This window comes from Caulobacter sp. GW456-12-1-14-TSB4 (assembly GCF_059424195.1).
In genome coordinates this window covers 45,045-70,664 of record NZ_JBWKZF010000028.1, presented here as the reverse complement: position 1 = coordinate 70,664, position 25,620 = coordinate 45,045, and the positions used below count along the sequence as shown (strand labels likewise).

Genomic DNA, 25,620 nt, shown 5'->3' with positions numbered 1-25,620 from the left:
TTCTCGATCTCGGGCCGCGGCACCGTGGTCACGGGCCGTATCGAAAAGGGCATCGTGAAGGTCGGCGAAGAAGTCGAAATCGTCGGCATCCGTCCGGTCCAGAAGACGACCTGCACGGGCGTCGAAATGTTCCGCAAGCTGCTGGACCAAGGTCAAGCCGGCGACAACGTGGGCGTGCTGCTGCGCGGCACCAAGCGTGAAGACGTCGAGCGCGGCCAAGTGCTCTGCAAGCCGGGTTCGATCACCCCGCACACGAAGTTCGTGGCCGAAGCCTATATCCTGAACAAGGAAGAAGGCGGCCGTCACACCCCGTTCTTCACCAACTACCGTCCGCAGTTCTACTTCCGCACGACCGATGTCACCGGCATCATCAAGCTGAAGGAAGGCGTGGAAATGATCATGCCGGGCGACAACGCCGAGCTGGACGTCGAGCTGATCACCCCGATCGCCATGGACCAAGGCCTGCGCTTCGCCATCCGCGAAGGCGGCCGCACCGTCGGCGCCGGCGTGGTTGCCAAGATCGTCGAGTAATCGACCTTCTGAGCTTCGGCTGAGAAATACGAAGGCCCCGGAGAGCGATCTCCGGGGCCTTTTGCTTGGGGGCTACATCGCCGCGCGCATGATCGCGGCGTCGCGCGCTGGGGGCGCGCCGAACCGGCGGGCGTATTCGCGGCTGAACTGCGAGGGGCTTTCGTAGCCGACCGCGAAGGCGGCCTGGGCGGCCTCGGTATTGGCCCGCAGCAACTGCCGCGCCTCCTGGAGGCGGATCTGCTTCTGGTACTGCAGGGGGCTCATGGCCGTCACCGTCTTGAAGTGACGGTGGAACGAGGCGGGGCTCATGCCGGCCAGGTCGGCCAGGCGCTCGACCCGGATCGGCTCGGCGTAGTGGGCGCGGAGCCAGGCGATGGCGCGGCGGATGCGGGACAGGCGGCTGTCGCCCTGGCCGATCTGGCGCAGCATCGCGCCCTGGCTGCCTTGCAGCAGGCGATAGACGATCTCGCGCCGGAGCATCGGCGCCAGCGCGGCGATGTCGTCTGGCCGATCGATCAGCCGCAGCATCCGCAGCCAGGCGTCCAGCAGGTCGGGCGTGGCGGCGCTGACCGCGAAGCCCGGCGTCGAGACGTTGGTCGGCCTGGCGTCGAGGTCCATCAGCAAGGCGGTGACTTCATCGGGATCGATCGCCAGGCTCACGCCGATATAGGGCAGGGGGCTGGCGTCGACGACCCGGCCGATGGTCGGCACATCGACGGCCGAAACGAAGTAGTCGCCGGCCGTGTAGTCCAGCACCGCCTCGCCGATCGTCACCTGTTTGCCGCCCTGCAGCACTAGGCAGACCATCGGCTCGTAGATCCCCGGCAGCGGGCCGGTCGGCGTCTCGCCGCGATGGATCGCCACGCGGTCGATAGGCGTCGGCGCCTTGCCCCGCCCCGCGTGCCGAGAGGCCAGGTCGATCAGGGTGGCGAGGGTCTCATTCATGGCGCCAAGATCGTCCGTGGCTCGGCCCGCCGCAAGCGTCTGATAGGAATAGGCAAGTCTTCGCGACGATCCGGCGCGCGCCGTCGTCCGCGCAAGGCCATGTCTTGGGCTCCAAACCAGGAGCTTCTCCATGACGACTTCGAAAACCGCGCTGGTCACCGGCGCCAACAAAGGCATCGGCCGCGAGATCACCCGTCGCCTCGCGCGGGAAGGCTTCACCGTCTGGCTGGGCGCGCGCGATCCGGCCTTGGGCGAGGCCGCCGCCGCCGAACTGCGGGAACAGGGGCTGGACGTCCGCGCCCTGACCTTGGACGTGACGTCCGAGGGCAGTATCGCCGCCGCCGTGGCGCGCGTGACCGCGGAGGTTGGCAGCCTGAACGTGCTGGTCAACAACGCCGGGATCGTGGTCGGCCTGGGCGCGCCGCCCAGCCAGGAGCCGCTGGACGACATGCGCACGGTCTATGAGGTCAATCTCTTCGGCCCGGTGCGCGTCACCCAGGCCTTCCTGCCGTTGCTGAAGGCCGCGCCGGCGGCGCGCATCGTGATGATGAGCAGCGGCCTGGGCTCGCTGGGCGGCCTGACCAACCCCGAGTACGAATTCTATCCGTACAACTTCCTGGCCTATAACAGCTCGAAGACCGCGCTGAACGCCGTGACCGTGGCCTTCGCCAAGGAGCTGGCGCCGCTGGGGATCAAGGTCAACGCCGCCGATCCTGGCTATACGGCCACCGATCTGAACGGCAACACCGGCTACCGGACGGTGGAGGAAGCGGCGCGCGCCCCGGTGCGGCTGGCCCTGCTGGACGAGGACGGTCCGACGGCGGGCTTCTTCGACGAGAACGGGGCGCTGGCCTGGTAGGGCCCAACGCTCATCGACGCACGGGAATGGGCGCGCCGGAGGCGAGCAAGATCAACAGCTTGCCTCCGCGCGCCGCGAGCCCATCCAAAATCGACGCATCGCCCTGAAAACCCGACCCATACTTCTCCTCGCCCCGTCGCGGGGGAGGGCGTTCAGCTGGCGACCGAATGCGCGGCCGGAGTGATCGAGCGGGAAGCGCTGGTCTTGGCCTTCGGGCCGCCCTCGCGACGGACCCGGATGGGCTCCCTGAAACATCGGGACGAAAGCCAGATCTTGCCCATGTGGCGGCAGGGCGCCGTCGCGCGCCTAGCCCTCGACGAACCTCGGAATCGGTCCGACCTGCGGGGTCTGGTCGGGCAGTTCGACGAATTCCTCGTCGACGAAGCACCAGCCCCAGCCTTCGTGCGGATCATAGCCTTCGATGATCGGATGCTTGGTGGCGTGGAAGTGCTTGGTGGCGTGCTTGGACGGGCTGTCGTCGCAGCAGCCGACGTGGCCGCAGGTGCGGCACAGGCGCAGGTGCACCCACCAGCCGCCGGTCTTCAGGCATTCCTCGCAGCCCTTCGTGCCGGGCGTGACGTGCTGGATCGAGTCGCCGTGCGAGCAGGTCATGGGTCAGGCCCCCTTAAGCTTCCGCGAGATAGGCGTGGATGGCGGCGACGGCCTGGGCGCCTTCGCCGATCGCGGCGCCGACCCGCTTGACCGAGCCGGCCCGGACGTCGCCGATCGCGAACACGCCCTTGCGGCTGGTCTGCAGCAGCGGGTGGCCGGGGGCGAGGTCGGTCCCGGTGCGGACGAAGCCGTGATTGTCCAGCTCGACATGGCAGTGAGTCAGCCAGGCGGTGTTGGGCGCGGCGCCGATGAACAGGAAGAGGTGGCTGACCGCCTGGACGGTCTCGATCCCGTCGGGGCCACGCCAGCGCACGGCGGCCAGCTGGCCAGCCTTGTCTTGCTCGCTCTCAAGATCGACGATCGCGCTCTTCACGATGACCTCGATATTGGGCGTGCTCTCGATGCGGTCGATCAGGTAGCGCGACATGGTCGCCGCCAGGCTTTCGCCGCGCACGATCATCCAGACCTTCTTGACCTGGCTGGCGAGATAGACGGCCGCCTGGCCCGCCGAGTTGCCGGCCCCGACGAGCGCGACCTCCTGGCCGGCGCACAGCTTGGCCTCCAGCGGCGAGGCCCAATAGTGGACGCAGGCGCCTTCGAACTGGTCGAGATTGTCGACGTCCAGCCGGCGGTAGCGGGCGCCGCTGGCGATCACCACGGTCTTGGCTTGCGCCGTCTCGCCGCTGGCGAGGGCCAGGCGGTAGCGATGCTTGCCGTCGTCCTCGCAGACCAGCGAGGCGACCTCGTCGGGGATGGCCAGCTCGGCCCCGAACTTCTGGGCCTGGCCATAGGCGCGGCCCATCAGGGCCATGCCGGTGATCCCGGTGGGGAAGCCCAGATAGTTCTCGATCCGCGCCGAGGCCCCGGCCTGGCCGCCGAAGGCGCGGGTGTCCAGCACCAGCACCGACAGGCCCTCGGAGGCGGCGTAGACGGCGGTGGCCAGGCCCGCGGGTCCGGCGCCGACCACGGCGACGTCATAGAGGCGGTTGGCGTCGATCGGCCCGACCAGGCCGATGCAGCGGCCCAGCTGGTGGTTGGTCGGCTGGCGCAGGATCTCGCCGTTCGGGCACAGCACGATCGGCAGCTCGCTGTCGTCGACCTGGAAGCGCTGGATCAGCACCTTGGCGCAGTCCATCTGGTCGGGGTCGAGGTTCTGGTAGGGGTGGCCGTTGCGGGCCAGGAAGCCCGACAGGCGGATGACCTGGGCGTCGGACTCGCGACCGATGATGATCGGGCCGCCGGCCCCGGTCTCGATCAGGCTGACCCGGCGCAGGATCAGGGCCCGCATGATCCGCTCGCCGAGCTCCGCTTCGGCGACCAGCACGGCGCGCAGGCGCTCGGGCTCGATCAGCAAGGCCTCGACCTGGGTGATGGCGGTGACGTCGACCAGCGAGGGGCGGCCCGACAGCTGGGCGATCTCGCCGACGAACTGGCCGGCGGCGTGCTCGACGATCGGCTGGCTCTCGTCATGGGCGTCGCGGCGGCTGATGGCCACGCGGCCGGCCAGCACCACGAACAGGCCGGGCGAGGCGACGCCGGCCGTGGCCAGGGCCGCGTTGGGCTCGGCATGGATCGTCTTGCCAAAGCGGCGCAGCCGATCGATCTCGGCCGCCTCCAGCCGGGGAAACATCTGCGCGCGTCGGGTGTCGAAGGTGGTGCCAGCCATGGGGGGAGATTGCGTCAGGAACGGCGTTGGGTCACGCGTGGAACGATGACGGATTTGAACAATCATGTCGTGACGTCATCCTTTCGGGTGGTTTTCTTCGCCCGACGTCGGGCCTAGGGTTCGGACATGTCGCGTTCGTCCATCCCCCGTCCCGCTGTGCAATGGCGCGCCGGCGCCCCCGTCCAGGCCCTCGAGCGGCCCTTGCCGCGCGAGACGGCCGTGGGCCTGTCGTTCGACGGCCGCCCGCACACGGTGCTGATGGCCACGCCGCAGGACGTCGAGGACCTGGCCCTGGGCTTCGTGATCACCGAGGGAATCGCCGTTGCCGCCGACGTGCTGGATATCGTCCGCAAGGACGAGGCGCTGGGCATGCTGGTCGACGTCCGCCTGGCGCCCGGCGCGCTGATCAAGAAGGCCCGGCCGCGCAATCTGGAGGGCCGCTCGTCCTGCGGGCTGTGCGGCGTGCAGCGCCTGGCCGACGCGGTGCGGCCACTGCCGGTGCTGGGCGAAGGGGCTCGGATCGAGCACGCCGCCATCCCTCGGGCGCTGGCCGCGCTGGAGGCCGAGCAGGCCCTGGGCCGCCTGACCCGCGCCACCCATGCCGCCGCGTTCTTTAATAGAGACGGCGCGCTGGTCGCTGTCCGCGAAGACGTCGGCCGCCACAACGCCCTCGACAAGCTCGCCGGCCTGATGGCGCGCCAACAGATCGACGCGGCGGATGGCTTCGTCGTCGCCACCAGCCGCGCCTCGTTCGAGATGGTCGAGAAGACCGCGCGGATGGGCTGCCCGATCCTGGTCGCCGTCTCGGCCCCGACCGAGCTGGCGGTGACCAAGGCGCAGGAGGCCAACCTGACCCTGGTGGCCCTGGCCCGCGCCGACGGCCACGCGGTGTTCGCCGGTGGTGAGCGTCTTATAGAGTCTGTGTTGGAGACGGCGTGATGGCGGACGACAAGGTCGCTCCAAGCAAGGTCGACGGTGTTCGCCCCTATACCCATCCCGCCGGCGGCTGGGACGCGCTGAAGGCCGTGGCCGGCGCCTTGGTCGACCAGGAGACGGTGGTCGAGGGCGGCAAGACGCTGATGCGGGCCAATCAGCCCGAGGGCTTCGACTGCCCCGGCTGCGCCTGGCCCGATCCCAAGCACACCTCGTCGTTCGAGTTCTGCGAGAACGGCGCCAAGGCTGTGGCCTGGGAGGCGACCACCAAACGCGCTACCCCCGAGGTCTTCGCCCAGCACACGGTCAGCGAGCTGCTGACCTGGACCGACCACGCCATCGAGGACCTGGGCCGACTGACCGAGCCGATGGCCTACGACCCGGCCGACGACCATTATAAAGCGATCTCGTGGGACGAGGCCTTCGCCCGGACCGGCGCGGCGCTCAAGGCGCTGGACCATCCGGACGAGGCGGAGTTCTACGCCTCGGGCCGCGCGTCGAACGAGGCGGCGTTCCTGTACCAGCTGCTGGGCCGGCGGTTCGGGACCAACAATTTCCCCGACTGCTCGAACATGTGCCACGAGCCGACCAGCGTGGGCCTGCCGGACTCGATCGGCCTGGGCAAGGGCTCGGTGACGCTGGAGGATTTCGACCACGCCGACCTGATCCTGTGCTTCGGGCACAACCCTGGCACCAACCATCCGCGGATGATGAGCACCCTGCGCGACGCCAGCCGGCGCGGCGCGACGATCCTGGCCTTCAATCCGCTGAAGGAGCGGTCGCTGGAGAAGTTCGCCTCGCCGCAGGACCCGGTCGAGATGGCCACCCTGAGCTCGACCCCGATCGCCTCGGCCTATTTCCAGCTGAAGATCGGCGGCGACGCGGCCTTCGTGCAGGGGATGATGAAGGCGGTGCTGGCGATGGGCGAAGGCGTCCTCGACCGCGACTTCATCGCCGAGCACACCGCCGGCTTCGACGCCCTGGCCGCCCATCTGGAAGCCATGGACTGGGCCGACATCGAGGCCGGCAGCGGCATGTCCCGCGAACGGATCGAGGAGGCGGCGGCGATCTACGCCAAGGCCAAGGCGACCATCCTCTGCTACGGCATGGGCCTGACGCAGCACCGCGACAGCTCCGGCACGGTGCAGCAGCTGGTCAACCTGCTGCTGCTGAAGGGCAATATCGGTCGGCCGGGGGCGGGGATCTGCCCGCTGCGGGGCCACTCCAATGTCCAGGGCAACCGCACGGTCGGCATCTGGGAGAAGCCGTCCAAGGCGCAGTCGGACTCTATACAGGCCGTCTTCGGTTTCGACCCGCCGCGCGAGCATGGCCACACGGTGGTCGAGACCATCGAGGCGATGGAGCAGGGACGGTCCAAGGTGTTCGTGGGCCTGGGCGGCAACTTCGCGGTGGCCGCGCCCGATCCCGTGCGGACCTTCGCGGCCATGCGCAAGCTGGACATGGCCGTCCATATCGCCACCAAGCCCAACCGCACGCACCTGCTGATCGGCAAGGAAGCGATCCTGCTGCCGTGCCTGGGCCGCACCGAGCTGGATGTCCGCGCCGGCGTGCGCCAATCGATCACGGTCGAGGACTCGATGTCGATGGTCCACGCCTCGCGCGGGCTCAATCCGCCGGCGTCCGAGCACCTGATGTCCGAGCCGGCCATCGTGTCGGGCATCGCCCACGCCGCGTTCGGCGAGGACCCGCATATCGACTGGCTGGGCCTGGCCGACGATTACGACGCGGTCCGCGACCTGATCGCCAAGGTCTTCCCGGCCTTCGAGGGGTATAATGACAAGGTTCGTGTGCCGGGCGGCTTCCGCCTGGAGGTCGGGCCGTCGAACCGGGTGTGGAAGACCGCCAGCGGCAAGGCCAACTTCCTGGTGTTCGACCCCAAAGGCGGCGATCCGCGCCAGGGCGATCCGGACGTGATGATCCTGACCACGCTGCGTAGCCACGACCAGTACAACACCACGATCTACGGGATGAACGACCGCTATCGCGGCGTGTTCGGCCGGCGTGACGTGATCTTCGCCAATCCCGACGACATGGAGCGCCTGGGCCTCTCGCAAGGTGACCTGGTCGATCTGGGCGCGGCCTTCGACGAGACCGGCGAGCGGATCGTGCGGGCCTTTACCGTGGTGGCGCGCGACATCCCGCCGGGGTGCCTGGCCGCCTACTATCCCGAGACCAATGTCGTGGTGTCGCTGGACGACCACGACCAGCGCTCGGGCACGCCGGCCTACAAGTCCGCTCCGGTGCGTCTGCGTGCTCACCAGACCGCTTGGCAAAGCGGAGGGGCGCGCAACTAAAGCGGTTGTTAGGCGCCGCCATGTCTAGTGCGCCCAACCCAAGGGAGAGGGGCGCGTGGGCGTGGACGTCGAGACCGTAGCGGTTTCCGAGCTGGGAGCGGCCGAGCGCGCGCTCTGGGCCAGTTTCCGCGCGGCCGACCCGGCTCTGAGCAGCCCCTATTTCGACCTCCGTTTCATCGAAGCCGCCAGCCAGGCCGCGCCGGGCGCGCGGGTCGCCATCATCCGCGAGGACGGTGCGGTGCGGGGCTTCCTGCCGTTCCAGCAGCGGGGCAGCCTGCTGCAGCCGCTGGCCGCGCCGCTCAGCGACTTCCATGGCCTGATCGCCGCGCCTGGCCTGGGTATCGGCGCGCTGCTGCCGCGCATCGAGGGCGTGCGTCGGGCGCGAGTCAGCGGGCTGATCGGGGCAGGCGAGGGCGACCGGCCCGGTCTGTCGGTCCGCCGGGCCATGGCCGCCGACCTCTCGCAAGGCTTTGACGCCTATCTGGCCAGCCGCGACGCGCGGTTCCTGAAGGACAAGCGCCGCCGTCGTCGCGCCCTGGAGCGGGAGCACGGACCGCTGGCCTTCAGCTTCGAGCGGCCGACGCGGGCCGAGATCGACCTGATCGTCGCCCGCAAGCGCGCCCAGCTGGCGCGGACGCACCAGTACGACATCTTCGCCTGCGGCTGGACGATCGACCTGCTGTATCGCCTGGCCCAGATCGATGCGCCGGACTTCGGCCTGCGGCTGGCGGCTTTGAGGGCCGGGGACGTGATGGTCGCCGCCGAGCTGGGTCTGACCTCGGGCGGGCGGCATCATCTCTGGTTCCCGATCTACGACCCGGCCTTCGCCAAGTACTCGCCGGGCAGCTTGATGACACTGGACACGCTGGAGGCCGCCGCCGCGCTGGGTGTCACCCGCGTGGACTTCGGCGTCGACGCCGACGCCTACAAGCGCGACTTCGCCGATCCGGCCGAGGCGGTCCACGAGGGTCTGATCGAGCGGCGGGTCTCGTCACGGGGTCTGTCGATGCGCGACTTTGGCGTTTCGAAGCTGGCCCGCCGGTTCGACCGGATCGTGGCCTGCGAGCCAGGTCTCGTCGGGCAGATCAAGGGCGGGACAGGCTTCATAAGCGCCATGGCGCGGCGTCACCCGACGCTGGGCGCGGGCCTTGGCCTGGGCTTCGGATTGGGGCTGGGCCTGGCCGCCTTGATGATCGACTAGCCGATCGGCGTTAGATGACATCGCGGTCATGACCTCGAATTAAGTCGAAACCTTGTCAGCCCGCCGCTAGCTTCCCCTCATCGAATTAGACGCATCCGAGGGGAGAACACCGAATGCGCGCTCTGACCACCCTGGCCCTGATGGCCGCCGCCGTCACCGCTGCTGGCGCCGCCCAGGCCGCGCCGTCCGTGAAGATCAAGGACGCCGTCGCCCGCGTCGTGGTGATCCCCGAGAACCGCACCGACGTGAAGGTCGAGATGCTGACCACCAACGCCGACCTGCCGCTGACCGTGCGCCAGAACGGCGACGAGGTGATCGTCGACGGCGACCTGCGCATGAACCGGATCAACAGCTGCAACACCCGCGACGGCAAGACCACGGTGAAGGTGCGCGGCGTGGGCGAGGTGTCCTACGACAACTTCCCGCAGATCGCCGTGCGCGTGCCGATGAACGTGCGGGTCCAGGCCGGCGGCGCGGTGTTCGGCGACATCGGCCGTTCGGACAGCGTCAACCTGGGCAATGCCGGCTGCGGCGACTGGACCGTGGCCAACACCAAGGGTGAGCTGCACATCAGCCAGGCCGGCTCGGGCGACACCAAGGCCGGGACCGCTTCGTCGGTCGAGATCAGCATCGCCGGTTCGGGCGACGTGACGACCCAGGCCGTCTCGGGTGACATGGAAGCCAACATCGCCGGCTCGGGCGACATCAAGGTGGCCAGCATCGCCGGCAAGCTGGACGGCAATATCGCCGGTTCGGGCAACATCACCGTCCTGGGCGGTCACAGCCGCCGGGTCGAGGTCAATGTGATGGGCTCGGGCGACGTGGCCTTCAACGGCGAAGCCGACGATGTCGACGTCTCGGTCGCCGGCTCGGGCGATATCCGCATCGCCAAGGTCAATGGCGAGGTCAAGAAGCATGTGGCCGGCTCGGGCGACGTGATCATCGGCGGCCGCTGATCGCTCGCTAGCGACACTTATATATAGAGTGAAGGCCCCGGGATCGCTCCCGGGGCCTTCTTCATGTCCGGATGGACGGGTCCGCTTAGCGGACGCCGAACGCGAACAGGTCGCTGGCCGTGGCCAGGTCGGCGCCGGCGCGATCGCGGTCCTTCAGGCTGCCGCCGAAGGTGTAGCGGAAGCCGACGCGGACGGCGTCCGAGTTCAGCTTGGCCAGGTCCTTCGATTCAGCGTGGGTGTACTTGGCGAAGGTCGACCAGCCGGTGTTGGCGAACTTGTATTCGCCGCCGGCGTTCACGTCCCACAGGTCGGCGTTGATGTTGGTGTCGATGCGCGACCAGCCAGCGCCGGCGTTCAGGCGGAAGTTGTCCGACACGAAGTAACGAGCCTCACCGCGCACGGTGTACAGGTCGGCGTCCAGGTCGTTCGACTGGCCGTAGGCGGCCAGGCCCGTCAGGGTGACGTTGCCCAGGTACTTCTGAGCTTCGGCGCCGACGGCCCACAGGGTGTCGTTCGACGGACGCGACAGGGCGGTGAAGCCGCCGACGCGGACGGTGTCGCCCAGCTTCGTGGTCAGGTGGACGGCGCCCGAGGCGACGGTTTCGTCCGACAGGTCGTTGTCCGAGATCGAGACGTCGCCGTTGGCGGTCACGGTCCAGGCGCCGGCCAGCGGGATGGCGACCGAGCCGTCGATCACGGCCGAGGTGCCGTCATTGCCGCCGAAGCGGGTGTTCAGGTCCGTGTAGTTCACGGCGGCGCCGACCGAACCGATGTTCTGGGCGAAGGCCGGGGCCGAGACGGCGGCGGCGATCAGGGCGGCGGTGGCGAAGAGCTTCGTATTCATAGTGGGGTATCCCCTTACACAAGAGTGGCTCACCGGCTGGCTGGACGGTCGTTGTTGGGGGGAGGGGCCACCCAGTCCGTCGGTGAGGGGCGGCATCTATGGAGGTTCGACCCGGGCCTCAAGGCGTCCGGCGGCGCTTGCGGGCCGAATAATGCATTTTTGTGACACTTGCGCGGGCGAGCATTTCGCCTACGCGCAAGCGGGCGCACGTTCTTGCTAGTCCTCGGGCGAAAAGCGTTAAAAGCGGACCGGCGTTATGTTTTCGAGGGCCTTGCGCCGCGAGGGCAGGGCGCCTATTCAGAACCCGCCCGACGAGTCGCGTTCCACAAAGACGCGAGGAACCGGACAGAGCGCTTGACGAAACCGATTCCGGCTCGTACAAGCGCGCCTCTGTTGGACCGGCTGTGAACTTTCGAGTTCAAACGCGGTTCGCGAGACGCCCGGACATAGCGCCGCTAACCTCTTTCGGGAGGGGCGCAATATCTGGTCATCACCCCCGGCAGGCGACTGCCAGGGATATTTGTTTTGCGGACGCTGCGTACGAGATCCCCTCGGGGGTTTCGAGTTGGTCTTTGAAATGGTTCGAGACGCGGGCGCAGCCCACTAGGAAACCGAGCGATATGGATCGTCAGAACATCCGCATCCGGCTCAAGGCCTTCGATCACCGCGTGTTGGATCATTCCACGCGCGAGATCGTCAATACGGCCAAGCGCACGGGTGCGACGGTACGGGGACCGATCCCCCTGCCCACGCTTATCGAAAAATTCACCGTCAACCGTTCGCCGCACGTCGATAAGAAGTCGCGCGAGCAGTTCGAGATCCGTACGCACAAGCGCGTTCTCGACATCGTTGACCCGACTCCGCAGACCGTGGACGCGCTGATGAAGCTCGACCTGTCGGCCGGCGTTGACGTCGAAATCAAGCTGTAAGGAGGGCCGATCCATGACTCTCCCCACCCAACGCACTGGCATCCTCGCCAAGAAGCTCGGCATGACCCGCTTCTTCGATGAAGCTGGTCAGCACGTGCCGGTCACCGTCCTGTCGCTCGACGGTTGCCAGGTCACGGGCCAGCGCACGGTCGAGAAGGACGGTTACACCGCCCTGCAGCTCGGCGCCGGCGCCAAGAAGGCCAAGAACACCTCGAACGCCATGCGTGGCCACTTCGCGAAGGCGGCTGTCGAGCCGAAGCGCGTCGTCGCCGAGTTCCGCGTCGAAGAGAACGCCCTGATCGAAGTCGGCGCCGAACTGACGGCCGACCACTTCGTCGCCGGCCAGAAGGTCGACATCCAAGGCGTGACCGTCGGTAAGGGCTTCGCCGGCGCCATGAAGCGCTGGAACTTCGGTGGTCTCCGCGCCACCCACGGTGTCTCGGTCTCGCACCGCTCGCACGGTTCGACCGGTAACCGCCAGGACCCGGGTCGTACGTTCCCGGGCAAGAAGATGGCTGGTCACCTCGGTCAAGAAACCGTCACCACGCTGAACGTCACCGTTTGGAAGGTCGACGTCGAGCGCGGTCTGATCCTGGTCAAGGGCGCTGTCCCCGGCCACGAAGGCAGCTACGTGAAGGTTCGTGACGCCGTGAAGAAGGCTCTGCCTGCCGACGCTCCGCGTCCGGGCGCCTTCCGCAAGGCTGGCGAAGCCGCTCCGGCAGCCGCTGAAACCCCCGCTGAGGAAGCCCCCGCGGCGACGACCGAAGAGGGCGAAGGCTAATGAAACTCGACGTCATCAAGCTTGACGGCGCGAAGGCCGGTTCTGTGGATCTCGACGACGCCATCTTCGGCATCGACGAAATCCGCGGCGACATCCTTCAGCGCGTCGTGACCTGGCAGCTGGCCAAGCGCCGCTCGGGCAACCACAAGATTCAAGTTCGTAACGAGGTCTCTCGTACGAGCAAGAAGATGTACAAGCAAAAGGGCACCGGCGGCGCTCGTCACGGCTCGCGCCGTGCGGCTCAGTTCGTCGGCGGCGCCAAGGCCCACGGCCCTGTCGTCCGTAGCCACGCGTTCGACCTGCCGAAGAAGATCCGGGCCCTGGCTCTGCGCCACGCCCTGTCCTCGAAGGCCAAGGCCGGTTCGCTGGTCGTGCTGGACAGCGTTGCTCTGACCGAAGCGAAGACGGCCGCCCTGCGCGCCACCTTCGACAAGATCGGTCTGAAGAACGCCCTGGTCATCGCCGGTCCGGAAGTGGACGCGAACTTCAAGCTCGCGGCCCGCAACATCCCGAATGTGGATGTCCTGCCGAACGCCGGCCTGAACGTCTACGACGTGCTGCGTCGCCAAACCCTCGTCCTGACCAAGGACGCGGTCGAAGCGATCTCGGCCCGTTTCGCTGAGAAGGAAGCCGCCTAATGGCCGCCACCGCTCGCCACTACGACACGATCCTGTCGCCGGTGATCACCGAAAAGACGACCCTGCTCTCGGAGCAGAACAAGGTTGTCTTCAAGGTGGCCAACGATGCGTCGAAGGACGAAATCGCCGCCGCCGTTGAAGAGCTGTTCAAGGTCAAGGTCACGAAGGTCAACACCATCGTCACCAAGGGCAAGACCAAGCGCTTCCGTGGCATCGTCGGGCGTCGCAACGACGTCAAAAAAGCGATCGTGACCCTGGCCGAAGGCCAGTCGATCGACATCACGACGGGGCTCTAATCAGATGGCCTTGAAGACTTTTAACCCGACCAGCCCCGGCCAACGCGGCCTGGTGCTGATCGACCGCAGCGAACTTCACAAGGGCAAGCCCGAGAAGAAGCTCGTTGAAGGCCTGACCAAGTCGGGCGGTCGCGGCGGCAACGGCCGTATCGCGGTCCGTTTCCGCGGCGGCGGCGCCAAGCGCCTGTACCGTCTGGTCGACTTCAAGCGTCGTAAGCAAGGCACGGCTTCGGTCGTTCGTCTTGAGTACGATCCGAACCGCACCGCCTTCATCGCCCTGATCAAGTATCAAGCCGATGGCGAGCTGTCGTACATCCTGGCTCCGCAACGCCTGAAGGTTGGTGACGAAGTCGTCACCGGCGACAAGGTCGACGTGAAGCCGGGCAACGCCTCGCCGCTGCGCACGCTGCCGATCGGCACGATCATCCACAACATCGAGCTGAAGCCCGCCAAGGGTGGTCAGATCGCCCGTTCGGCTGGCGCCTACGCCCAGCTGGTCGGTCGTGACGCCGGCTACGCCCAGATCCGCCTGAACTCGGGCGAGCTGCGCATGGTCCTCGATACGTGCATGGCCACCGTCGGCGCCGTTTCGAACCCCGACCATATGAACCAGAACCTCGGCAAGGCCGGTCGTTCGCGTCATATGGGCCGTCGCCCGCACGTCCGCGGCGTCGCCATGAACCCGGTCGACCACCCCCACGGTGGTGGTGAAGGTCGTACCTCGGGCGGCCGCCACCCGGTGACCCCGGCTGGTAAGCCGACCAAGGGCGCCAAGACCCGCGTCAACAAGGCCACGGACAAGTTCATCATCCGTTCGCGCCACAAAGCGAAGAAGGGCCGCTAAGCCATGACCCGCTCCGTCTGGAAAGGCCCGTTTGTCGACGGGTACCTCCTGAAGAAGGCCGACGCCGCTCTGTCGTCGGGCCGCAAGGATGTCATCAAGACCTGGTCGCGTCGTTCGACGATCATGCCGCAATTCGTCGGCCTGACCTTCGGCGTCCACAACGGCCAGAAGCACGTCCCGGTCTCCGTGTCGGAAGACATGGTCGGCATGAAGTTCGGCGAGTTCGCTCCGACCCGTAACTTCCCCGGCCACGCCGCCGACAAGAAGGCCAAGAGGAAGTAATCATGGCCAAGCAGAAGCAAGAACGCCGCCTGCCGGCCGCCGAAGCGATGTGCAAGGTGCGCACCCTGCGCACCAGCCCGCGGAAGCTGAACCTGGTCGCTCAGTCCATTCGTGGCCTGAACGTCCAGCGCGCTCTCAACGAGCTCGAGTTCAGCCACAAGCGTATCGCCCAGGACGTCCGCAAGGCGCTGTACTCGGCGATTTCGAACGCCGAGAACAACCACAACCTCGACATCGACTCGCTGGTCGTCGCCGAGGCCTATGTGGGCAAGAACCTGATCATGAAGCGTTTCTCGCCCCGCGCTCGCGGTCGCGCGACGCGCGTTGAGAAGCCGTTCTCCGAGATCACGATCGTGGTCCGCGAACTGGGTGAGGCCGCCTAATGGGTCAGAAAGTCAATCCGGTCGGGCTGCGGCTCGGCGTGAACCGCACCTGGGACAGCCGTTGGTTCGCCGACGGCGCCCAGTACGGCAAGATGCTGCACCAGGACCTCGCGGTCCGCGCCGCCCTGAAGAAGCGCCTGTACCAAGCTGGTGTCTCGCGCATCATCATCGAGCGTCCGCACAAGAAGTGCCGCATCACGATCTATGCCGCTCGTCCGGGCGTCATCATCGGCAAGAAGGGCGCTGACATCGACAAGCTCCGCAAGGACCTGTCGATCCAGACCGAAGGCGAAGTCCACCTGAACATCGTCGAGATCCGCAAGCCGGAAACCGACGCTCAGCTGGTGGCCGAGTCGATCGCTCAACAACTCGAGCGTCGTATCGCTTTCCGCCGCGCCATGAAGCGTTCGATCCAGTCGGCCGTGCGTCTCGGCGCCAAGGGCATCCGGATCAACGTCTCGGGTCGTCTGGGCGGCGCTGAAATCGCTCGTATGGAGTGGTATCGCGAAGGTCGCGTGCCGCTGCACACGCTGCGCGCCGACATCGACTTTGGCTTCGCTGAAGCCAAGACCACCTACGGCATCATCGGCGTGAAGACCTGGATCTTCAAGGGCGAGGTGCTGGAGCATGATCCGATGGCGCTCGACAAGCGTCTCGCCACCGAGTCCGGCCCGGCCGGCGAAGGTGGTGGCCGTGAGCGCGGCGACCGTCCCGACCGGGGCGACCGCCGTGACCGTCGCGATCGCGCCTAAGGATTAGATCGCCATGCTGTCTCCGAAAAAGACCAAATTCCGCAAGCAGTTCAAGGGCCGCATCCACGGCACTTCGAAGGGCGGCACCCTGCTGAACTTCGGTTCGTACGGCCTGAAGGCCGTCGAGCCGGAGCGCATCACGGCTCGCCAGATCGAAGCCGCCCGTCGCGCCATCACCCGCCAGATGAAGCGTCAAGGCCGCGTCTGGATCCGTATCTTCCCGGACGTGCCGGTCACCGGCAAGCCGGCGGAAGTCCGGATGGGTAAGGGTAAGGGCGCCGTGGATTACTGGGCCGCTCGCGTGGCTCCGGGCCGCATCATGTTCGAAATCGACGGCGTGCCGGACGATGTCGCGCGTGAAGCTCTCCGCCTGGGCGCCGCCAAGCTGCCGATCCGCACCCGTGTTGTCACCCGCCTCGACGCGGGCGTGGCTCAGGAAGCATGATCATGAAAATCGCTGACATCCGGGGTCTGACCCCCGACCAGCTGGCCGACACCCTGATCAGCCTGAAGAAAGAGCAGTTCAACCTGCGCTTCCAGGCCGCGACGGGCCAGGTCGAGAAGACCCACCGCGTCAACGAGATCCGCAAGGATATCGCGCGGATCAAGACCGTGCTGCGCGCCAAGGCCGCGGCTTAAGGAGAACGATATGCCCAAGCGTATCCTCGAAGGGGTGGTCGTCTCCGATAAGGGCGACAAGACCGTGGTGGTGAAGGTCGAACGGACCATCGTTCACCCGGTTCTTAAGAAGATCGTGCGTCAGTCCAAAAAGTACCACGCGCACGACGAATCCAACGCGTACAAGGCCGGCGAAGCAATTCGCATCGTCGAGTGCGCTCCGAAGTCCAAGCTGAAGACCTGGGAAGTGCTTCCCAAGGCTTCGGCTTAATCTGGAAGGTTTAGACCATGATCCAGATGCAAACTAACCTGGAAGTTGCCGATAACTCTGGCGCTCGCCGGGTCATGTGCATCAAGGTGTTGGGCGGCGCAGGCCGTCGCTACGCCAGCGTTGGCGACGTCATCGTCGTCTCCGTCAAGGAAGCCATCCCGCGTGGCCGTGTGAAGAAGGGTGACGTGCTTCGCGCCGTCGTCGTTCGCGTTAATCAAAATCTGAAGCGCAAGGATGGCTCGGTCATCCGCTTCGATAAGAACGCCGCGGTCATCGTGAACAAGGCGAGCGAGCCGGTCGGCACGCGGATCTTCGGCCCGGTTCCCCGTGAACTGCGCGCCAAGAACCACATGAAGATCATCTCCCTCGCTCCGGAGGTGCTGTAATGGCTGCTAAGATCAAGAAGGGCGACCGCGTCGTCGTTCTGGCCGGCAAGGACAAGGGCAAGCAAGGCGCTGTGACCCAGGTTCTGCCGAAAGAGAACCGCGTTGTCGTGGAAGGCGTGAACATGGTTTCGCGTCACACCAAGGCGACCCAAGCCGACCCGCAAGGCGGCATCAAGCACAAGGAAGCCGCGCTGCACGTCTCGAACGTCGCCGTCGTGGACTCCAACGGCAAGCCCACCCGCGTCGGCTTCAAGATCGAAGGCGACAAGAAGGTGCGCGTCGCCAAGACGACCGGCGAGGTGATCAATGGCTGATCAAGCTTACGAGCCCCGGCTGAAGACCGAATATCGCGCGCGCATCCGCGCCGCGATGAAGGAACAGTTCGGCTACACCAACGAGATGCAGATCCCCAAGCTGGACAAGATCGTCCTGAACATGGGTATCGGCGAGGCCGTGGCCGACTCGAAGAAGGCCCAAGTGGCCCTGAAGGACCTGCAAGCGATCGCCGGCCAAAAGCCCGTCGCGACCAAGGCCCGCAAGTCGATCGCCGGCTTCAAGCTGCGCGAAGGCATGGTGGTCGGTGGCAAGGTCACCCTCCGCAAGGACCGGATGTACGAGTTCCTGGACCGCCTGGTCACGATCGCGCTGCCGCGCGTGAAGGACTTCCGTGGTCTGAACGGCAAGAGCTTCGACGGCCGTGGCAACTACGCCATGGGCCTGAAGGAGCACCTGGTGTTCCCGGAAATCAACTATGACCAGATCGAGCAGATCTGGGGCATGGACATCATCGTCTGCACCACTGCGAATACCGATCAGGAAGCCAAGGCTCTCCTGAAGGAATTCCAGTTCCCGTTCACGAATTAAGAGCGGGCAGGGAAAAGCACCATGGCAAAGAAAAGCGCCGTCAACCGCAATGAAGCGGTCAAGGCCCTCGTCAAGAAGTTCGCCGAAAAGCGCGCCGCCCTGAAGGCGACCGCCAACGACGAAAGCCTGCCGCTCGAGGAACGCTTCGAGGCTCGCCTCAAGCTCGCCAAGCTGCCCCGCAGCAGCTCGGCGATCCGCATCCGCAACCGCTGCGAAGTCACGGGCCGTCCGCGCGCCTACTACCGCAAGCTGAAGATGAGCCGTATCGCGCTCCGCGAACTGGGTTCGCAGGGTCAGATCCCCGGCCTCGTCAAGTCGAGCTGGTAAGGACGATCAGATGTCGATGAACGATCCCCTGAGCGACCTGATCGCTCGCATCAAGAACGCCGCCACGCGCAAGCGCAACAAGGTCTCGACGCCGGCTTCCAAGCTGCGCGCCCGCGTCCTCGACGTGCTCGCCGATGAAGGCTACATCCGCGGCTACTCGCTGATCGAGAAGCCCGGTGCGTTTCCCGAATTCGAGATCGAGCTCAAGTACTTTGACGGTGAGCCCGTGATCGCCGAAATCAGCCGCGTGTCCAAGCCTGGCCGTCGCGTCTATTCGTCGATCAAGGACCTGAAGCCGATCAAGAACGGCCTGGGCATCTCGATCCTTTCGACGCCGAAGGGCGTCATGTCGGACACCGCTGCACGCGACGCTAACGTCGGCGGCGAAGTCCTCTGCCGCGTCTACTAGGCGCGGGAGGGAAAGAGCATGTCACGTATCGGTAAGAAAGCCGTCGCAATCCCCTCGAACGTCACCCTGACGCTCGATGGTCAGACGGTCACGGTGAAGGGCCCCAAGGGTCAGTTGTCGTGGACGATCGCCGACGAAGTCGAAGTCAAGCAAGAGGGCGCTGAGCTCCTTCTGACTCCGCGCGTCGACACCAAGCGCGCCAAGGGCATGTGGGGTCTCTCCCGCACGCTGGTCGCCAACATGGTGCACGGTGTCACCGCCGGGTTCGAGGAAAGCCTCGAACTGGTCGGCGTTGGTTACCGCGCGGCCCTGAAGGGGACCGCCCTGAGCCTCCAGCTCGGTTTCAGCCACGACGTGGACGTTGAGGCTCCGGCCGGCGTCACCTTCGCTGTGCCGAAGCAGACCGAAATCAAGATCGCCGGCATCGATAAGCAGGTGGTCGGCGAGATTGCCGCGAAGATCCGCCGCATTCGTCCGCCCGAGCCGTACAAAGGCAAGGGTGTGCGTTATGCTGGCGAGAAGGTTCGCCGCAAGGAAGGCAAGAAGAAGTAAGCCATGGCGCTCTCTCCTCGTGAATCGGCGGCCAAGCGTGCGCAACGCACCCGCACCCGCCTCAAGAGCCTCGCCAACGGTCGTCCGCGTCTGTCGGTCTTCCGTTCGTCGAAGAACATCTACGCCCAGATCATCGATGATGAACGCGGCGTGACCCTGGCGTCGGCTTCCACCCTGGAAGCCGAAGGCAAGGGCGCGGACAAGGATGCCGCCGCCGCCGTGGGCAAGCTCGTCGCCGAGCGCGCCATCGAAAAGGGCGTCAAGGACGTCGTCTTCGATCGTGGTGGTTACATCTTCCACGGCCGGGTGAAAGCCCTGGCCGACGCCGCGCGCGAAGCCGGCCTGAACTTCTAAGGGAAACAGAATGGCTCGTGGTGAACAACAGCGCGGTGAAGGCGGTCAACGCCGTGACCGTCGCGACCGCAACGCCCCCGAAGAGCGGGTCGACAGCGACATCGTCGAAAAGCTCGTCCACATCAACCGCGTCGCCGCCACCGTGAAGGGTGGCCGTCGCTTCAGCTTCGCTGCTCTGATGGTCGTTGGCGACCAAAAGGGCCGCGTCGGCTTCGGTCATGGCAAGGCGCGTGAAGTGCCGGAAGCCATCCGCAAGGCGACCGAAGAAGCCAAGAAGACGATGATCCGCGTCCCGCTGCGCGAATCCCGCACCCTGCACCACGACGGCGCTGGCCGTTGGGGCGCCGGCAAGGTGATGATGCGCTCGGCGCCTCCCGGCACCGGCGTCATCGCCGGCGGTCCGATGCGCGCGGTTCTCGAAACCCTGGGCGTCCAGGACGTCGTGGCCAAGTCGACGGGTTCCTCGAACCCGTACAACATGGTTCGCGCCACGTTCGAGGCCCTGAAGGTCCAGTCGTCGCCCCGCCAGATCGCCGCCAAGCGCGGCAAGAAGGTTGGCGACATCCTCGGCCGTCGCGCCGACGGCGCTTCGTCGCCGGAAGCCATCGAGGGCTAAGTCATGGCTGAAGCTAAGCAAGTCACGGTCCGCCAAACGGGCAGCCCGATCCGTCGTGAAAAGGACCAGCGCGCCACGCTCGCCGGTCTGGGTCTCAACAAGCTGGGCCGTACGTCCACGCTGGAAGACACCCCGTCGGTCCGCGGCATGATCCGCAAGGTCGCGCACCTGCTGGAAATCGTCGAGTAGTCCTCTACGCGACGACGGAATACGCCACCCCGGTGAAAGCCGGGGTGGTTTTCGTTTGAAATGCCATTTCGCCCCAAATCTCAATTCACCATTGAGTTTCTTGGCGATTTAGGGTTTTAAGCGCGCTCTGATTTTTTCAAGCCGAGTCCGACCGTTGGTCGGGCGCAGATCTCCAAGGAGAGGCACATATGACCAAGCTGAACGAACTGGCTCCCCGCGAAGGCTCGACCAAGGGCCGCATGCGCGTTGGCCGTGGCCCGGGTTCGGGCAAGGGCAAGACCGCCGGTCGCGGTGTGAAGGGTCAGAAGGCGCGCTCGGGCGTCGCCATCGCCGGCTTCGAAGGCGGCCAGATGCCGCTGCACATGCGCATGCCGAAGCGCGGCTTCAACAACCCCTTCCGCCTGGACTTCGCTGAAGTGAACCTGTGGCGCCTGGAGCAGGCCGTCGCCGCTGGCAAGTTCAAGGCCGGCGCCGAGCTGGGCGCTGCTGAACTGGTCGCCGCCGGCGTCATCCGTCGTGAACTCGACGGCGTGAAGCTGCTGGGCAAGGGCGAGATCAAGACCGCCCTGAAGCTGACCGTCTACTCGGCCACGGAAGCCGCCATCAAGGCCGTCGAGGCCGCTGGTGGTTCGGTCACCGTGACCAAGAAGGCCAAGGCTGAAGCCGAAGCCTAAGACCATATGTCATCCCGGTGAGCGCCTGGCGCTCCCGGGACTTCGTTTCCGATCGGGATGACAGAATTAGGGGGCTCGCCGTGACATCACGGCGGGCCTCACCTATTTGTGGCTCAGGTCGGACCTGCAGTAGCAGGCTCGATATTTAAAGTGAGCGCGCGATAGCCGCCGAAACCGGCTACCACCTTCGCTATCGCGCTTTTGAGTCGTGGGGATCTGAATGGCCTCGGCCGCCGAACAACTCGCAGCCAATATGAATTTCGCGTCGTTCCAAAAGGCGACCGAACTTCACAAGCGCATCTGGTTCACGATCATCGCTCTGGTCGTCTACCGCCTGGGCACCTACGTGCCGATCCCCGGCATTGATCCGGCCGCGTTCTCGCGCCTGTTCAGCGGCAACGCCGAGGGCATCCTCGGCATGTTCAACACGTTCTCGGGCGGCGCCGTGCAGCGCATGGCCATCTTCTCGCTGAACGTGATGCCCTACATCAGCGCCTCGATCATCGTGCAGCTGATGGGCTCGGTGTATCCGCCGTGGGAGAAGCTGAAGAAGGAAGGCGGGGAGGCGGGGCGCAAGACCCTCAACCAGTACACCCGCTATCTGGCCGTGGTTCTAGCCGTCGTGCAGTCGGCCTCGATCGCTATCGGCCTGTCGGCCCAGCCCGGCCTGGTGGCCGGCGGCGTCGGCCCGGCGTTCTTCATCGTCTCGACCGTGGTGGCCCTGACGGGCGGCACCCTGTTCCTGATGTGGCTGGGTGAGCAGATCACCAGCCGCGGCGTCGGCAACGGCGTCAGCTTGATCATCTTCGCCGGCATCGTGGCCCACCTTCCGATGAGCCTGGGCCAGCTGCTGGTCCAGTCGCAGACCTCGGGCAACTACACGCCGCTGTTCCTGATCCTGGTCGGCGCCGTGGCCGCCATCCTGGCCATCGTGTTCATGGAGCGCTCGCAGCGCCGGCTGCTGGTCCACTATCCCAAGCGCCAGCAGGGCAACCGCATGGTCGGTGGCGAAAGCTCGTTCATGCCGCTGAAGATCAACACCGCGGGCGTCATCCCGCCGATCTTCGCCTCGTCCCTGCTGCTGCTGCCGACGACGGCCCTGCAGTTCATCAACGCGGCCAACCTGCCGTCCTGGGCCCAGTGGCTCCCGGGCGTGGTCGGCGCGCTGCAGCACGGCCACCCGGCGTTCCTGATCTTCTACACCCTGCTGATCATCTTCTTCTCGTTCTTCTACACCTCGGTGGTGTTCAACCCCGAGGAGACGGCCGAGAACCTGCGCAAGTACGGCGGCTTCCTGCCGGGCATCCGTCCGGGCAAGCGCACCGCCGAGTACCTGGACTACGTGCTGACCCGCCTGACGGTCATTGGCGCGGCCTATATCGCGGCCGTCTGCGTGGCCCCGGAGCTGGTGATGATGGCGGTGAAGTCGAACCAGTTCGCGCTGGGCGGCACCTCGATCCTGATCGTCGTGACGGTGACCATGGACACCGTGGCGCAGATCCAGTCCCACCTGCTGGCTCACCAGTACGAAGGCCTGATCAAGAAGTCGAAGCTGCGCGGCGGTCGCAACCGCTAAGCCCGGCTTCAATTTTTATAGACACGTCGGAAGCCGGTTTGTCACAAAACCGGCTTCCGTTTTATTCCGGCGCAATCTAGGTCTTCCTAGGGAGATCAGCGGGCTTAAGACCCGTGAACGCGCGAAGGGGCTTAAATGAACTTGATCCTGTTCGGTCCGCCAGCGGCGGGGAAGGGCACTCAGGCCAAGCGCCTGGTCACTGAGCGTGGCATGGTCCAACTCTCGACCGGCGACATGCTGCGCGCGGCCATCGCCTCGGGCTCGGAGCTTGGCCAGAAGGTCAAGGGCGTGCTGGACCGTGGCGAGCTGGTCACCGACGAGATCGTCATCGCCCTGATCGAGGATCGCCTGCCCGAGGCCGAGGCGGCCGGTGGCGCCATCTTCGACGGTTTCCCGCGCACGGTCGCGCAAGCCGAAGCTCTGGATAAGATGTTGGCGGCCCGTGGACAGAAGATCGACTCTGTTCTCCGACTCAAGGTAGACGAGCCAGCCCTGATCGAACGGATCAAGAAGCGGTTCGAAGAACAGGGGCGGCCAGACGACAATCCCGAAGTCTTCGTGAATCGTTTGGCTCAGTACAATGCCCAGACCGCGCCGCTGCTGCCTTACTATGAAGGGCAGGGGAAGCTCACGGAACTGGACGGAATGGGTTCGGTCGAAACCGTCGCCAGTTCCATCGACGCCGCCCTGGAGCCTGTCTCCGTCGGTTAAACCGACAGAGAGAAACAGGCTCCAACTGCCAAGAGGTAGCGTGACATTCGTCACGCGGGCGTCGTCGCTTAAAGAAGCCCTGATTCACTGGATGTCCGGTGGATTCAGTTGTTGACGGAAGCGAAACGATCCCTATAACGGGGCGCTTCCGCGAAAGGGCGCGATCCGTGCGCGCCGGTTTTGGTCTCCGGACCGAGCCGGGCGCGCCGTTCGCGTCTTTAGTGCGTGACTAGGAGAACATTAGACGTGGCCCGTATCGCAGGCGTCAACATCCCGACGAACAAGCGCGTTCTGATCGCGCTTCAGTACATTCACGGCATCGGCCAACGGTCGGCCCGTGAGATCATCACCAAGGTGGGCATCGAGGATGCGCGTCGGGTCAATCAACTGACCGACGCCGAAGTCCTGCAGATCCGCGAAACGATCGACCGCGACTATACCGTCGAGGGCGATCTGCGCCGCGAGAACTCGATGAACATCAAGCGTCTGATGGACCTGGCCTGCTATCGCGGTCTGCGTCACCGTAAGGGCCTGCCGGTCCGCGGTCAGCGCACCCACACGAACGCTCGTACCCGCAAGGGTCCGGCCAAGCCGATCGCCGGCAAGAAGAAATAAGGTAGCCTGACGATGGCCAAGGAACCGGGTCGCGTTAAAAAGCGCGAACGTAAGAACATCACCTCGGGCGTGGCGCATGTGAACGCCTCGTTCAACAACACCATGATCACCATCACGGACGCTCAGGGCAACACGATCTCGTGGTCCTCGGCCGGCATGATGGGCTTCAAGGGCTCGCGCAAGTCGACCCCGTACGCCGCTCAGATGGCTGCGGAAGACGCGGGCAAGAAGGCCGCCGAGCACGGTGTGAAGACGCTGGAAGTCAACGTCTCGGGTCCGGGTTCGGGCCGTGAGTCGGCTCTGCGCGCGCTGCAAGCCGCGGGCATGACCATCACGACCATCCGCGACGTCACGCCGATCCCGCACAACGGCTGCCGTCCGCCCAAGCGTCGTCGCGTCTAGTACTTTTTAGACCACTAATCTCCTTCGCCGGCTGCGCAAAACGCGGCCGGCGAGCCGCGTTCTCAAGGGACCCGACCACGTGATCGAAAGAAACTGGAACGAGCTGATCCGTCCTGAGAAGCCGCAGATCGAAACCGGCGCCGACGCTACGCGTAAGGCCCGGATCGTCGCCGAGCCGCTCGAGCGCGGCTTCGGTGTGACGCTCGGCAACGCCCTGCGTCGTGTTCTGCTCTCGTCGCTGCAAGGCGCCGCCGTCACCGCCATCCAGATCGATGGCGTGGTGCACGAATTCTCTTCGCTCGAAGGCGTCCGCGAAGACGTCGTCGATATCGTTCTGAACATCAAGCAACTGGCCGTTCGGATGCACGCCGAAGGCCCGAAGCGCATGACCCTGCGCGCCACGGGCCCCGGCCCGGTGACCGCTGGTCAGATCGAAACCCCGGCCGACATCGAGATCCTGAACCCCGACCACGTGCTCTGCACGCTGGACGACGGCGCTTCGGTGCGCATGGAGTTCACGGTCAACAACGGCAAGGGCTACGTCCCGGCCGACCGCAACCGTCCGGAAGACGCGCCGATCGGCCTGATCGCCGTCGACGCCCTGTACTCGCCGGTCAAGCGCGTCGCCTATCGCGTCGAGCCGACCCGTCAAGGCCAGTCGCTGGACTATGACAAGCTGGTCCTGGAAGTGGAAACCAACGGCGCCGTCACTCCGGTGGACGCCGTGGCCTACGCCGCCCGGATCCTGCAGGACCAACTGCAGATCTTCATCACCTTCGAGGAACCGAAGGCCAAGTCGGCCGACGAGTCCAAGCCGGAACTGCCGTTCAACCCGGCCCTGCTGAAGAAGGTCGACGAGCTGGAACTGTCGGTCCGTTCGGCCAACTGCCTGAAGAACGACAACATCGTCTACATCGGCGATCTGATCCAGAAGACCGAAGCCGAGATGCTCCGCACCCCGAACTTCGGCCGCAAGTCGCTGAACGAGATCAAGGAAGTTCTCGCCGGCATGGGCCTGCACCTCGGCATGGACGTGCCGAACTGGCCGCCGGAGAACATCGAAGACCTGGCCAAGAAGTTCGAAGACCAAATCTAAGAACCTCGAAGCTATCGCGCTAAATCCGGGCCGCCTCTCCTTCTTCGGAAGGGCAGGCGGCCTGGGCCTTTTGAAGCCGCCTCACGCGGTGGAGGGCCCCGGCGCTTCGCTCTGACCCGGTCGGGACGGACCAGGATTGGTGACAATCAGGCGCTCAACACGTTTTGCGCCGCTCGGGCTCGATGCCCAGGAG

Annotated in this window: 36 protein-coding genes and 1 pseudogene; 33 read left to right on the top strand and 4 right to left on the bottom strand. The window is 65.8% G+C overall.

Annotated features, from left to right (window positions below):
* A partial coding sequence (locus tag AC07YH_RS21370) for an EF-Tu C-terminal domain-related protein (RefSeq protein WP_494748947.1) occupies nucleotides 1-531 on the top strand: 531 nt, incomplete at its 5' end.
* A gap of 72 nt (nucleotides 532-603) precedes the next feature.
* On the opposite strand, the gene AC07YH_RS21365 is transcribed toward AC07YH_RS21370, so the two are convergent.
* Nucleotides 604-1,476, bottom strand: a complete 873-nt coding sequence (locus AC07YH_RS21365) for an AraC family transcriptional regulator (RefSeq protein ID WP_494748946.1) — start codon at nucleotides 1,474-1,476, stop codon at nucleotides 604-606.
* Between the two features lie 130 nt (nucleotides 1,477-1,606).
* Between AC07YH_RS21365 and AC07YH_RS21360 the strand changes: the two genes are divergently transcribed.
* Nucleotides 1,607-2,335 (top strand): SDR family oxidoreductase, encoded by a 729-nt coding sequence (locus AC07YH_RS21360; protein ID WP_494748945.1) that lies wholly within the window; start codon nucleotides 1,607-1,609, stop codon nucleotides 2,333-2,335.
* Between the two features lie 306 nt (nucleotides 2,336-2,641).
* Here AC07YH_RS21360 and AC07YH_RS21355 read toward each other — a convergent pair whose 3' ends face one another.
* Both AC07YH_RS21355 and AC07YH_RS21350 read right to left on the bottom strand, forming a co-directional pair.
* Nucleotides 2,642-2,947 (bottom strand): UBP-type zinc finger domain-containing protein, encoded by a 306-nt coding sequence (locus tag AC07YH_RS21355; RefSeq protein WP_494748944.1) that lies wholly within the window; start codon nucleotides 2,945-2,947, stop codon nucleotides 2,642-2,644.
* A 13-nt stretch (nucleotides 2,948-2,960) separates the two neighbouring features.
* Entirely contained in the window at nucleotides 2,961-4,613 is a 1,653-nt protein-coding gene (locus tag AC07YH_RS21350) for an FAD-dependent oxidoreductase (RefSeq protein ID WP_494748943.1), read from the bottom strand.
* A 126-nt stretch (nucleotides 4,614-4,739) separates the two neighbouring features.
* Here AC07YH_RS21350 and fdhD point away from each other — a divergent pair, with 126 nt between their 5' ends.
* The 4 genes from fdhD to AC07YH_RS21330 all read left to right on the top strand — a co-directional run bounded on the left by fdhD (nucleotide 4,740) and on the right by AC07YH_RS21330 (nucleotide 10,018).
* Nucleotides 4,740-5,552 (top strand): formate dehydrogenase accessory sulfurtransferase FdhD, encoded by an 813-nt coding sequence (fdhD, locus tag AC07YH_RS21345; protein WP_494748942.1) that lies wholly within the window; start codon nucleotides 4,740-4,742, stop codon nucleotides 5,550-5,552.
* Complete coding sequence (locus AC07YH_RS21340) at nucleotides 5,552-7,861, top strand: FdhF/YdeP family oxidoreductase (protein ID WP_494748941.1); 2,310 nt, start codon at nucleotides 5,552-5,554, stop codon at nucleotides 7,859-7,861. The genes fdhD and AC07YH_RS21340 overlap by 1 nt, the downstream gene beginning before the upstream one ends.
* Before the next feature lie 55 nt (nucleotides 7,862-7,916).
* On the top strand, nucleotides 7,917-9,062 hold the full coding sequence (locus tag AC07YH_RS21335) for a GNAT family N-acetyltransferase (RefSeq protein ID WP_494748940.1): 1,146 nt from the start codon (nucleotides 7,917-7,919) through the stop codon (nucleotides 9,060-9,062).
* Between the two features lie 113 nt (nucleotides 9,063-9,175).
* Entirely contained in the window at nucleotides 9,176-10,018 is an 843-nt protein-coding gene (locus AC07YH_RS21330; protein ID WP_494748939.1) for a GIN domain-containing protein, read from the top strand.
* An 85-nt stretch (nucleotides 10,019-10,103) separates the two neighbouring features.
* On the opposite strand, the gene AC07YH_RS21325 is transcribed toward AC07YH_RS21330, so the two are convergent.
* Nucleotides 10,104-10,862, bottom strand: a complete 759-nt coding sequence (locus AC07YH_RS21325; RefSeq protein ID WP_494748938.1) for an outer membrane protein — start codon at nucleotides 10,860-10,862, stop codon at nucleotides 10,104-10,106.
* Between the two features lie 404 nt (nucleotides 10,863-11,266).
* Here AC07YH_RS21325 and AC07YH_RS21320 point away from each other — a divergent pair.
* From AC07YH_RS21320 to AC07YH_RS21190, 27 genes and pseudogenes are all read left to right on the top strand, one after another.
* Nucleotides 11,267-11,469, top strand: a pseudogene (locus tag AC07YH_RS21320) (hypothetical protein).
* Nucleotides 11,470-11,482: 13 nt separating this feature from the next.
* Nucleotides 11,483-11,791: a 30S ribosomal protein S10 gene (rpsJ, locus tag AC07YH_RS21315; RefSeq protein WP_004616952.1), complete on the top strand. Its 309-nt coding sequence runs from the start codon at nucleotides 11,483-11,485 to the stop codon at nucleotides 11,789-11,791.
* Nucleotides 11,792-11,804: 13 nt separating this feature from the next.
* Entirely contained in the window at nucleotides 11,805-12,572 is a 768-nt protein-coding gene (gene rplC / locus AC07YH_RS21310) for a 50S ribosomal protein L3 (protein WP_494618156.1), read from the top strand.
* Nucleotides 12,572-13,210, top strand: coding sequence for a 50S ribosomal protein L4 (gene rplD, locus AC07YH_RS21305; protein WP_494748937.1), 639 nt, complete (start codon nucleotides 12,572-12,574; stop codon nucleotides 13,208-13,210). Before rplC ends, rplD begins: the two co-directional genes overlap by 1 nt.
* Nucleotides 13,210-13,506, top strand: a complete 297-nt coding sequence (locus tag AC07YH_RS21300) for a 50S ribosomal protein L23 (protein WP_172265586.1) — start codon at nucleotides 13,210-13,212, stop codon at nucleotides 13,504-13,506. The genes rplD and AC07YH_RS21300 overlap by 1 nt, the downstream gene beginning before the upstream one ends.
* A gap of 4 nt (nucleotides 13,507-13,510) precedes the next feature.
* Entirely contained in the window at nucleotides 13,511-14,350 is an 840-nt protein-coding gene (rplB, locus tag AC07YH_RS21295) for a 50S ribosomal protein L2 (RefSeq protein ID WP_494748936.1), read from the top strand.
* Between the two features lie 3 nt (nucleotides 14,351-14,353).
* Nucleotides 14,354-14,632: a 30S ribosomal protein S19 gene (rpsS, locus tag AC07YH_RS21290; protein WP_029912294.1), complete on the top strand. Its 279-nt coding sequence runs from the start codon at nucleotides 14,354-14,356 to the stop codon at nucleotides 14,630-14,632.
* Nucleotides 14,633-14,634: 2 nt separating this feature from the next.
* A complete protein-coding gene (gene rplV / locus AC07YH_RS21285) occupies nucleotides 14,635-15,015 on the top strand; it encodes a 50S ribosomal protein L22 (protein WP_010919132.1) in 381 nt (126 codons plus the stop codon).
* Entirely contained in the window at nucleotides 15,015-15,767 is a 753-nt protein-coding gene (gene rpsC, locus AC07YH_RS21280; protein ID WP_099442404.1) for a 30S ribosomal protein S3, read from the top strand. The genes rplV and rpsC overlap by 1 nt, the downstream gene beginning before the upstream one ends.
* A 13-nt stretch (nucleotides 15,768-15,780) precedes the next feature.
* Nucleotides 15,781-16,212, top strand: a complete 432-nt coding sequence (gene rplP, locus AC07YH_RS21275) for a 50S ribosomal protein L16 (RefSeq protein WP_494748935.1) — start codon at nucleotides 15,781-15,783, stop codon at nucleotides 16,210-16,212.
* 2 nt (nucleotides 16,213-16,214) lie between these two features.
* Nucleotides 16,215-16,406, top strand: coding sequence for a 50S ribosomal protein L29 (gene rpmC, locus AC07YH_RS21270; RefSeq protein ID WP_047413099.1), 192 nt, complete (start codon nucleotides 16,215-16,217; stop codon nucleotides 16,404-16,406).
* Nucleotides 16,407-16,416: 10 nt separating this feature from the next.
* Complete coding sequence (gene rpsQ, locus AC07YH_RS21265) at nucleotides 16,417-16,656, top strand: 30S ribosomal protein S17 (RefSeq protein WP_099579538.1); 240 nt, start codon at nucleotides 16,417-16,419, stop codon at nucleotides 16,654-16,656.
* 17 nt (nucleotides 16,657-16,673) lie between these two features.
* Nucleotides 16,674-17,042 (top strand): 50S ribosomal protein L14, encoded by a 369-nt coding sequence (gene rplN / locus AC07YH_RS21260; RefSeq protein WP_125159663.1) that lies wholly within the window; start codon nucleotides 16,674-16,676, stop codon nucleotides 17,040-17,042.
* A complete protein-coding gene (gene rplX / locus AC07YH_RS21255; protein WP_494748934.1) occupies nucleotides 17,042-17,356 on the top strand; it encodes a 50S ribosomal protein L24 in 315 nt (104 codons plus the stop codon). Before rplN ends, rplX begins: the two co-directional genes overlap by 1 nt.
* Nucleotides 17,349-17,906 (top strand): 50S ribosomal protein L5, encoded by a 558-nt coding sequence (gene rplE / locus AC07YH_RS21250; protein ID WP_494748933.1) that lies wholly within the window; start codon nucleotides 17,349-17,351, stop codon nucleotides 17,904-17,906. The genes rplX and rplE overlap by 8 nt, the downstream gene beginning before the upstream one ends.
* A gap of 21 nt (nucleotides 17,907-17,927) precedes the next feature.
* Entirely contained in the window at nucleotides 17,928-18,233 is a 306-nt protein-coding gene (gene rpsN / locus AC07YH_RS21245) for a 30S ribosomal protein S14 (protein WP_047413112.1), read from the top strand.
* Between the two features lie 10 nt (nucleotides 18,234-18,243).
* The gene (gene rpsH / locus AC07YH_RS21240) at nucleotides 18,244-18,642 is read left to right on the top strand and encodes a 30S ribosomal protein S8 (RefSeq protein ID WP_099579526.1); all 399 of its coding nucleotides are present in this window, start codon (nucleotides 18,244-18,246) and stop codon (nucleotides 18,640-18,642) included.
* Between the two features lie 18 nt (nucleotides 18,643-18,660).
* Entirely contained in the window at nucleotides 18,661-19,194 is a 534-nt protein-coding gene (rplF, locus tag AC07YH_RS21235; RefSeq protein WP_494748932.1) for a 50S ribosomal protein L6, read from the top strand.
* Between the two features lie 3 nt (nucleotides 19,195-19,197).
* Nucleotides 19,198-19,548 (top strand): 50S ribosomal protein L18, encoded by a 351-nt coding sequence (rplR, locus tag AC07YH_RS21230; protein WP_492923354.1) that lies wholly within the window; start codon nucleotides 19,198-19,200, stop codon nucleotides 19,546-19,548.
* A 10-nt stretch (nucleotides 19,549-19,558) separates the two neighbouring features.
* Nucleotides 19,559-20,164, top strand: a complete 606-nt coding sequence (rpsE, locus tag AC07YH_RS21225; RefSeq protein ID WP_004616905.1) for a 30S ribosomal protein S5 — start codon at nucleotides 19,559-19,561, stop codon at nucleotides 20,162-20,164.
* 3 nt (nucleotides 20,165-20,167) lie between these two features.
* Nucleotides 20,168-20,353 carry a 50S ribosomal protein L30 gene (rpmD, locus tag AC07YH_RS21220; RefSeq protein ID WP_099579521.1) on the top strand — a complete coding sequence of 62 codons (186 nt, stop codon included), beginning with the start codon at nucleotides 20,168-20,170 and terminating at the stop codon, nucleotides 20,351-20,353.
* A 188-nt stretch (nucleotides 20,354-20,541) separates the two neighbouring features.
* Nucleotides 20,542-21,027 carry a 50S ribosomal protein L15 gene (rplO, locus tag AC07YH_RS21215; protein WP_494748931.1) on the top strand — a complete coding sequence of 162 codons (486 nt, stop codon included), beginning with the start codon at nucleotides 20,542-20,544 and terminating at the stop codon, nucleotides 21,025-21,027.
* Nucleotides 21,028-21,247: 220 nt separating this feature from the next.
* Entirely contained in the window at nucleotides 21,248-22,603 is a 1,356-nt protein-coding gene (secY, locus tag AC07YH_RS21210) for a preprotein translocase subunit SecY (RefSeq protein ID WP_494748930.1), read from the top strand.
* Nucleotides 22,604-22,738: 135 nt separating this feature from the next.
* Nucleotides 22,739-23,314, top strand: a complete 576-nt coding sequence (locus AC07YH_RS21205) for an adenylate kinase (protein ID WP_494748929.1) — start codon at nucleotides 22,739-22,741, stop codon at nucleotides 23,312-23,314.
* 246 nt (nucleotides 23,315-23,560) lie between these two features.
* Nucleotides 23,561-23,929: a 30S ribosomal protein S13 gene (gene rpsM, locus AC07YH_RS21200; protein WP_252634399.1), complete on the top strand. Its 369-nt coding sequence runs from the start codon at nucleotides 23,561-23,563 to the stop codon at nucleotides 23,927-23,929.
* Between the two features lie 12 nt (nucleotides 23,930-23,941).
* Nucleotides 23,942-24,331 (top strand): 30S ribosomal protein S11, encoded by a 390-nt coding sequence (rpsK, locus tag AC07YH_RS21195; protein WP_004616890.1) that lies wholly within the window; start codon nucleotides 23,942-23,944, stop codon nucleotides 24,329-24,331.
* Between the two features lie 79 nt (nucleotides 24,332-24,410).
* The gene (locus AC07YH_RS21190) at nucleotides 24,411-25,427 is read left to right on the top strand and encodes a DNA-directed RNA polymerase subunit alpha (RefSeq protein WP_047413138.1); all 1,017 of its coding nucleotides are present in this window, start codon (nucleotides 24,411-24,413) and stop codon (nucleotides 25,425-25,427) included.
* The last annotated feature ends 193 nt before the right edge of the window (nucleotides 25,428-25,620 follow it).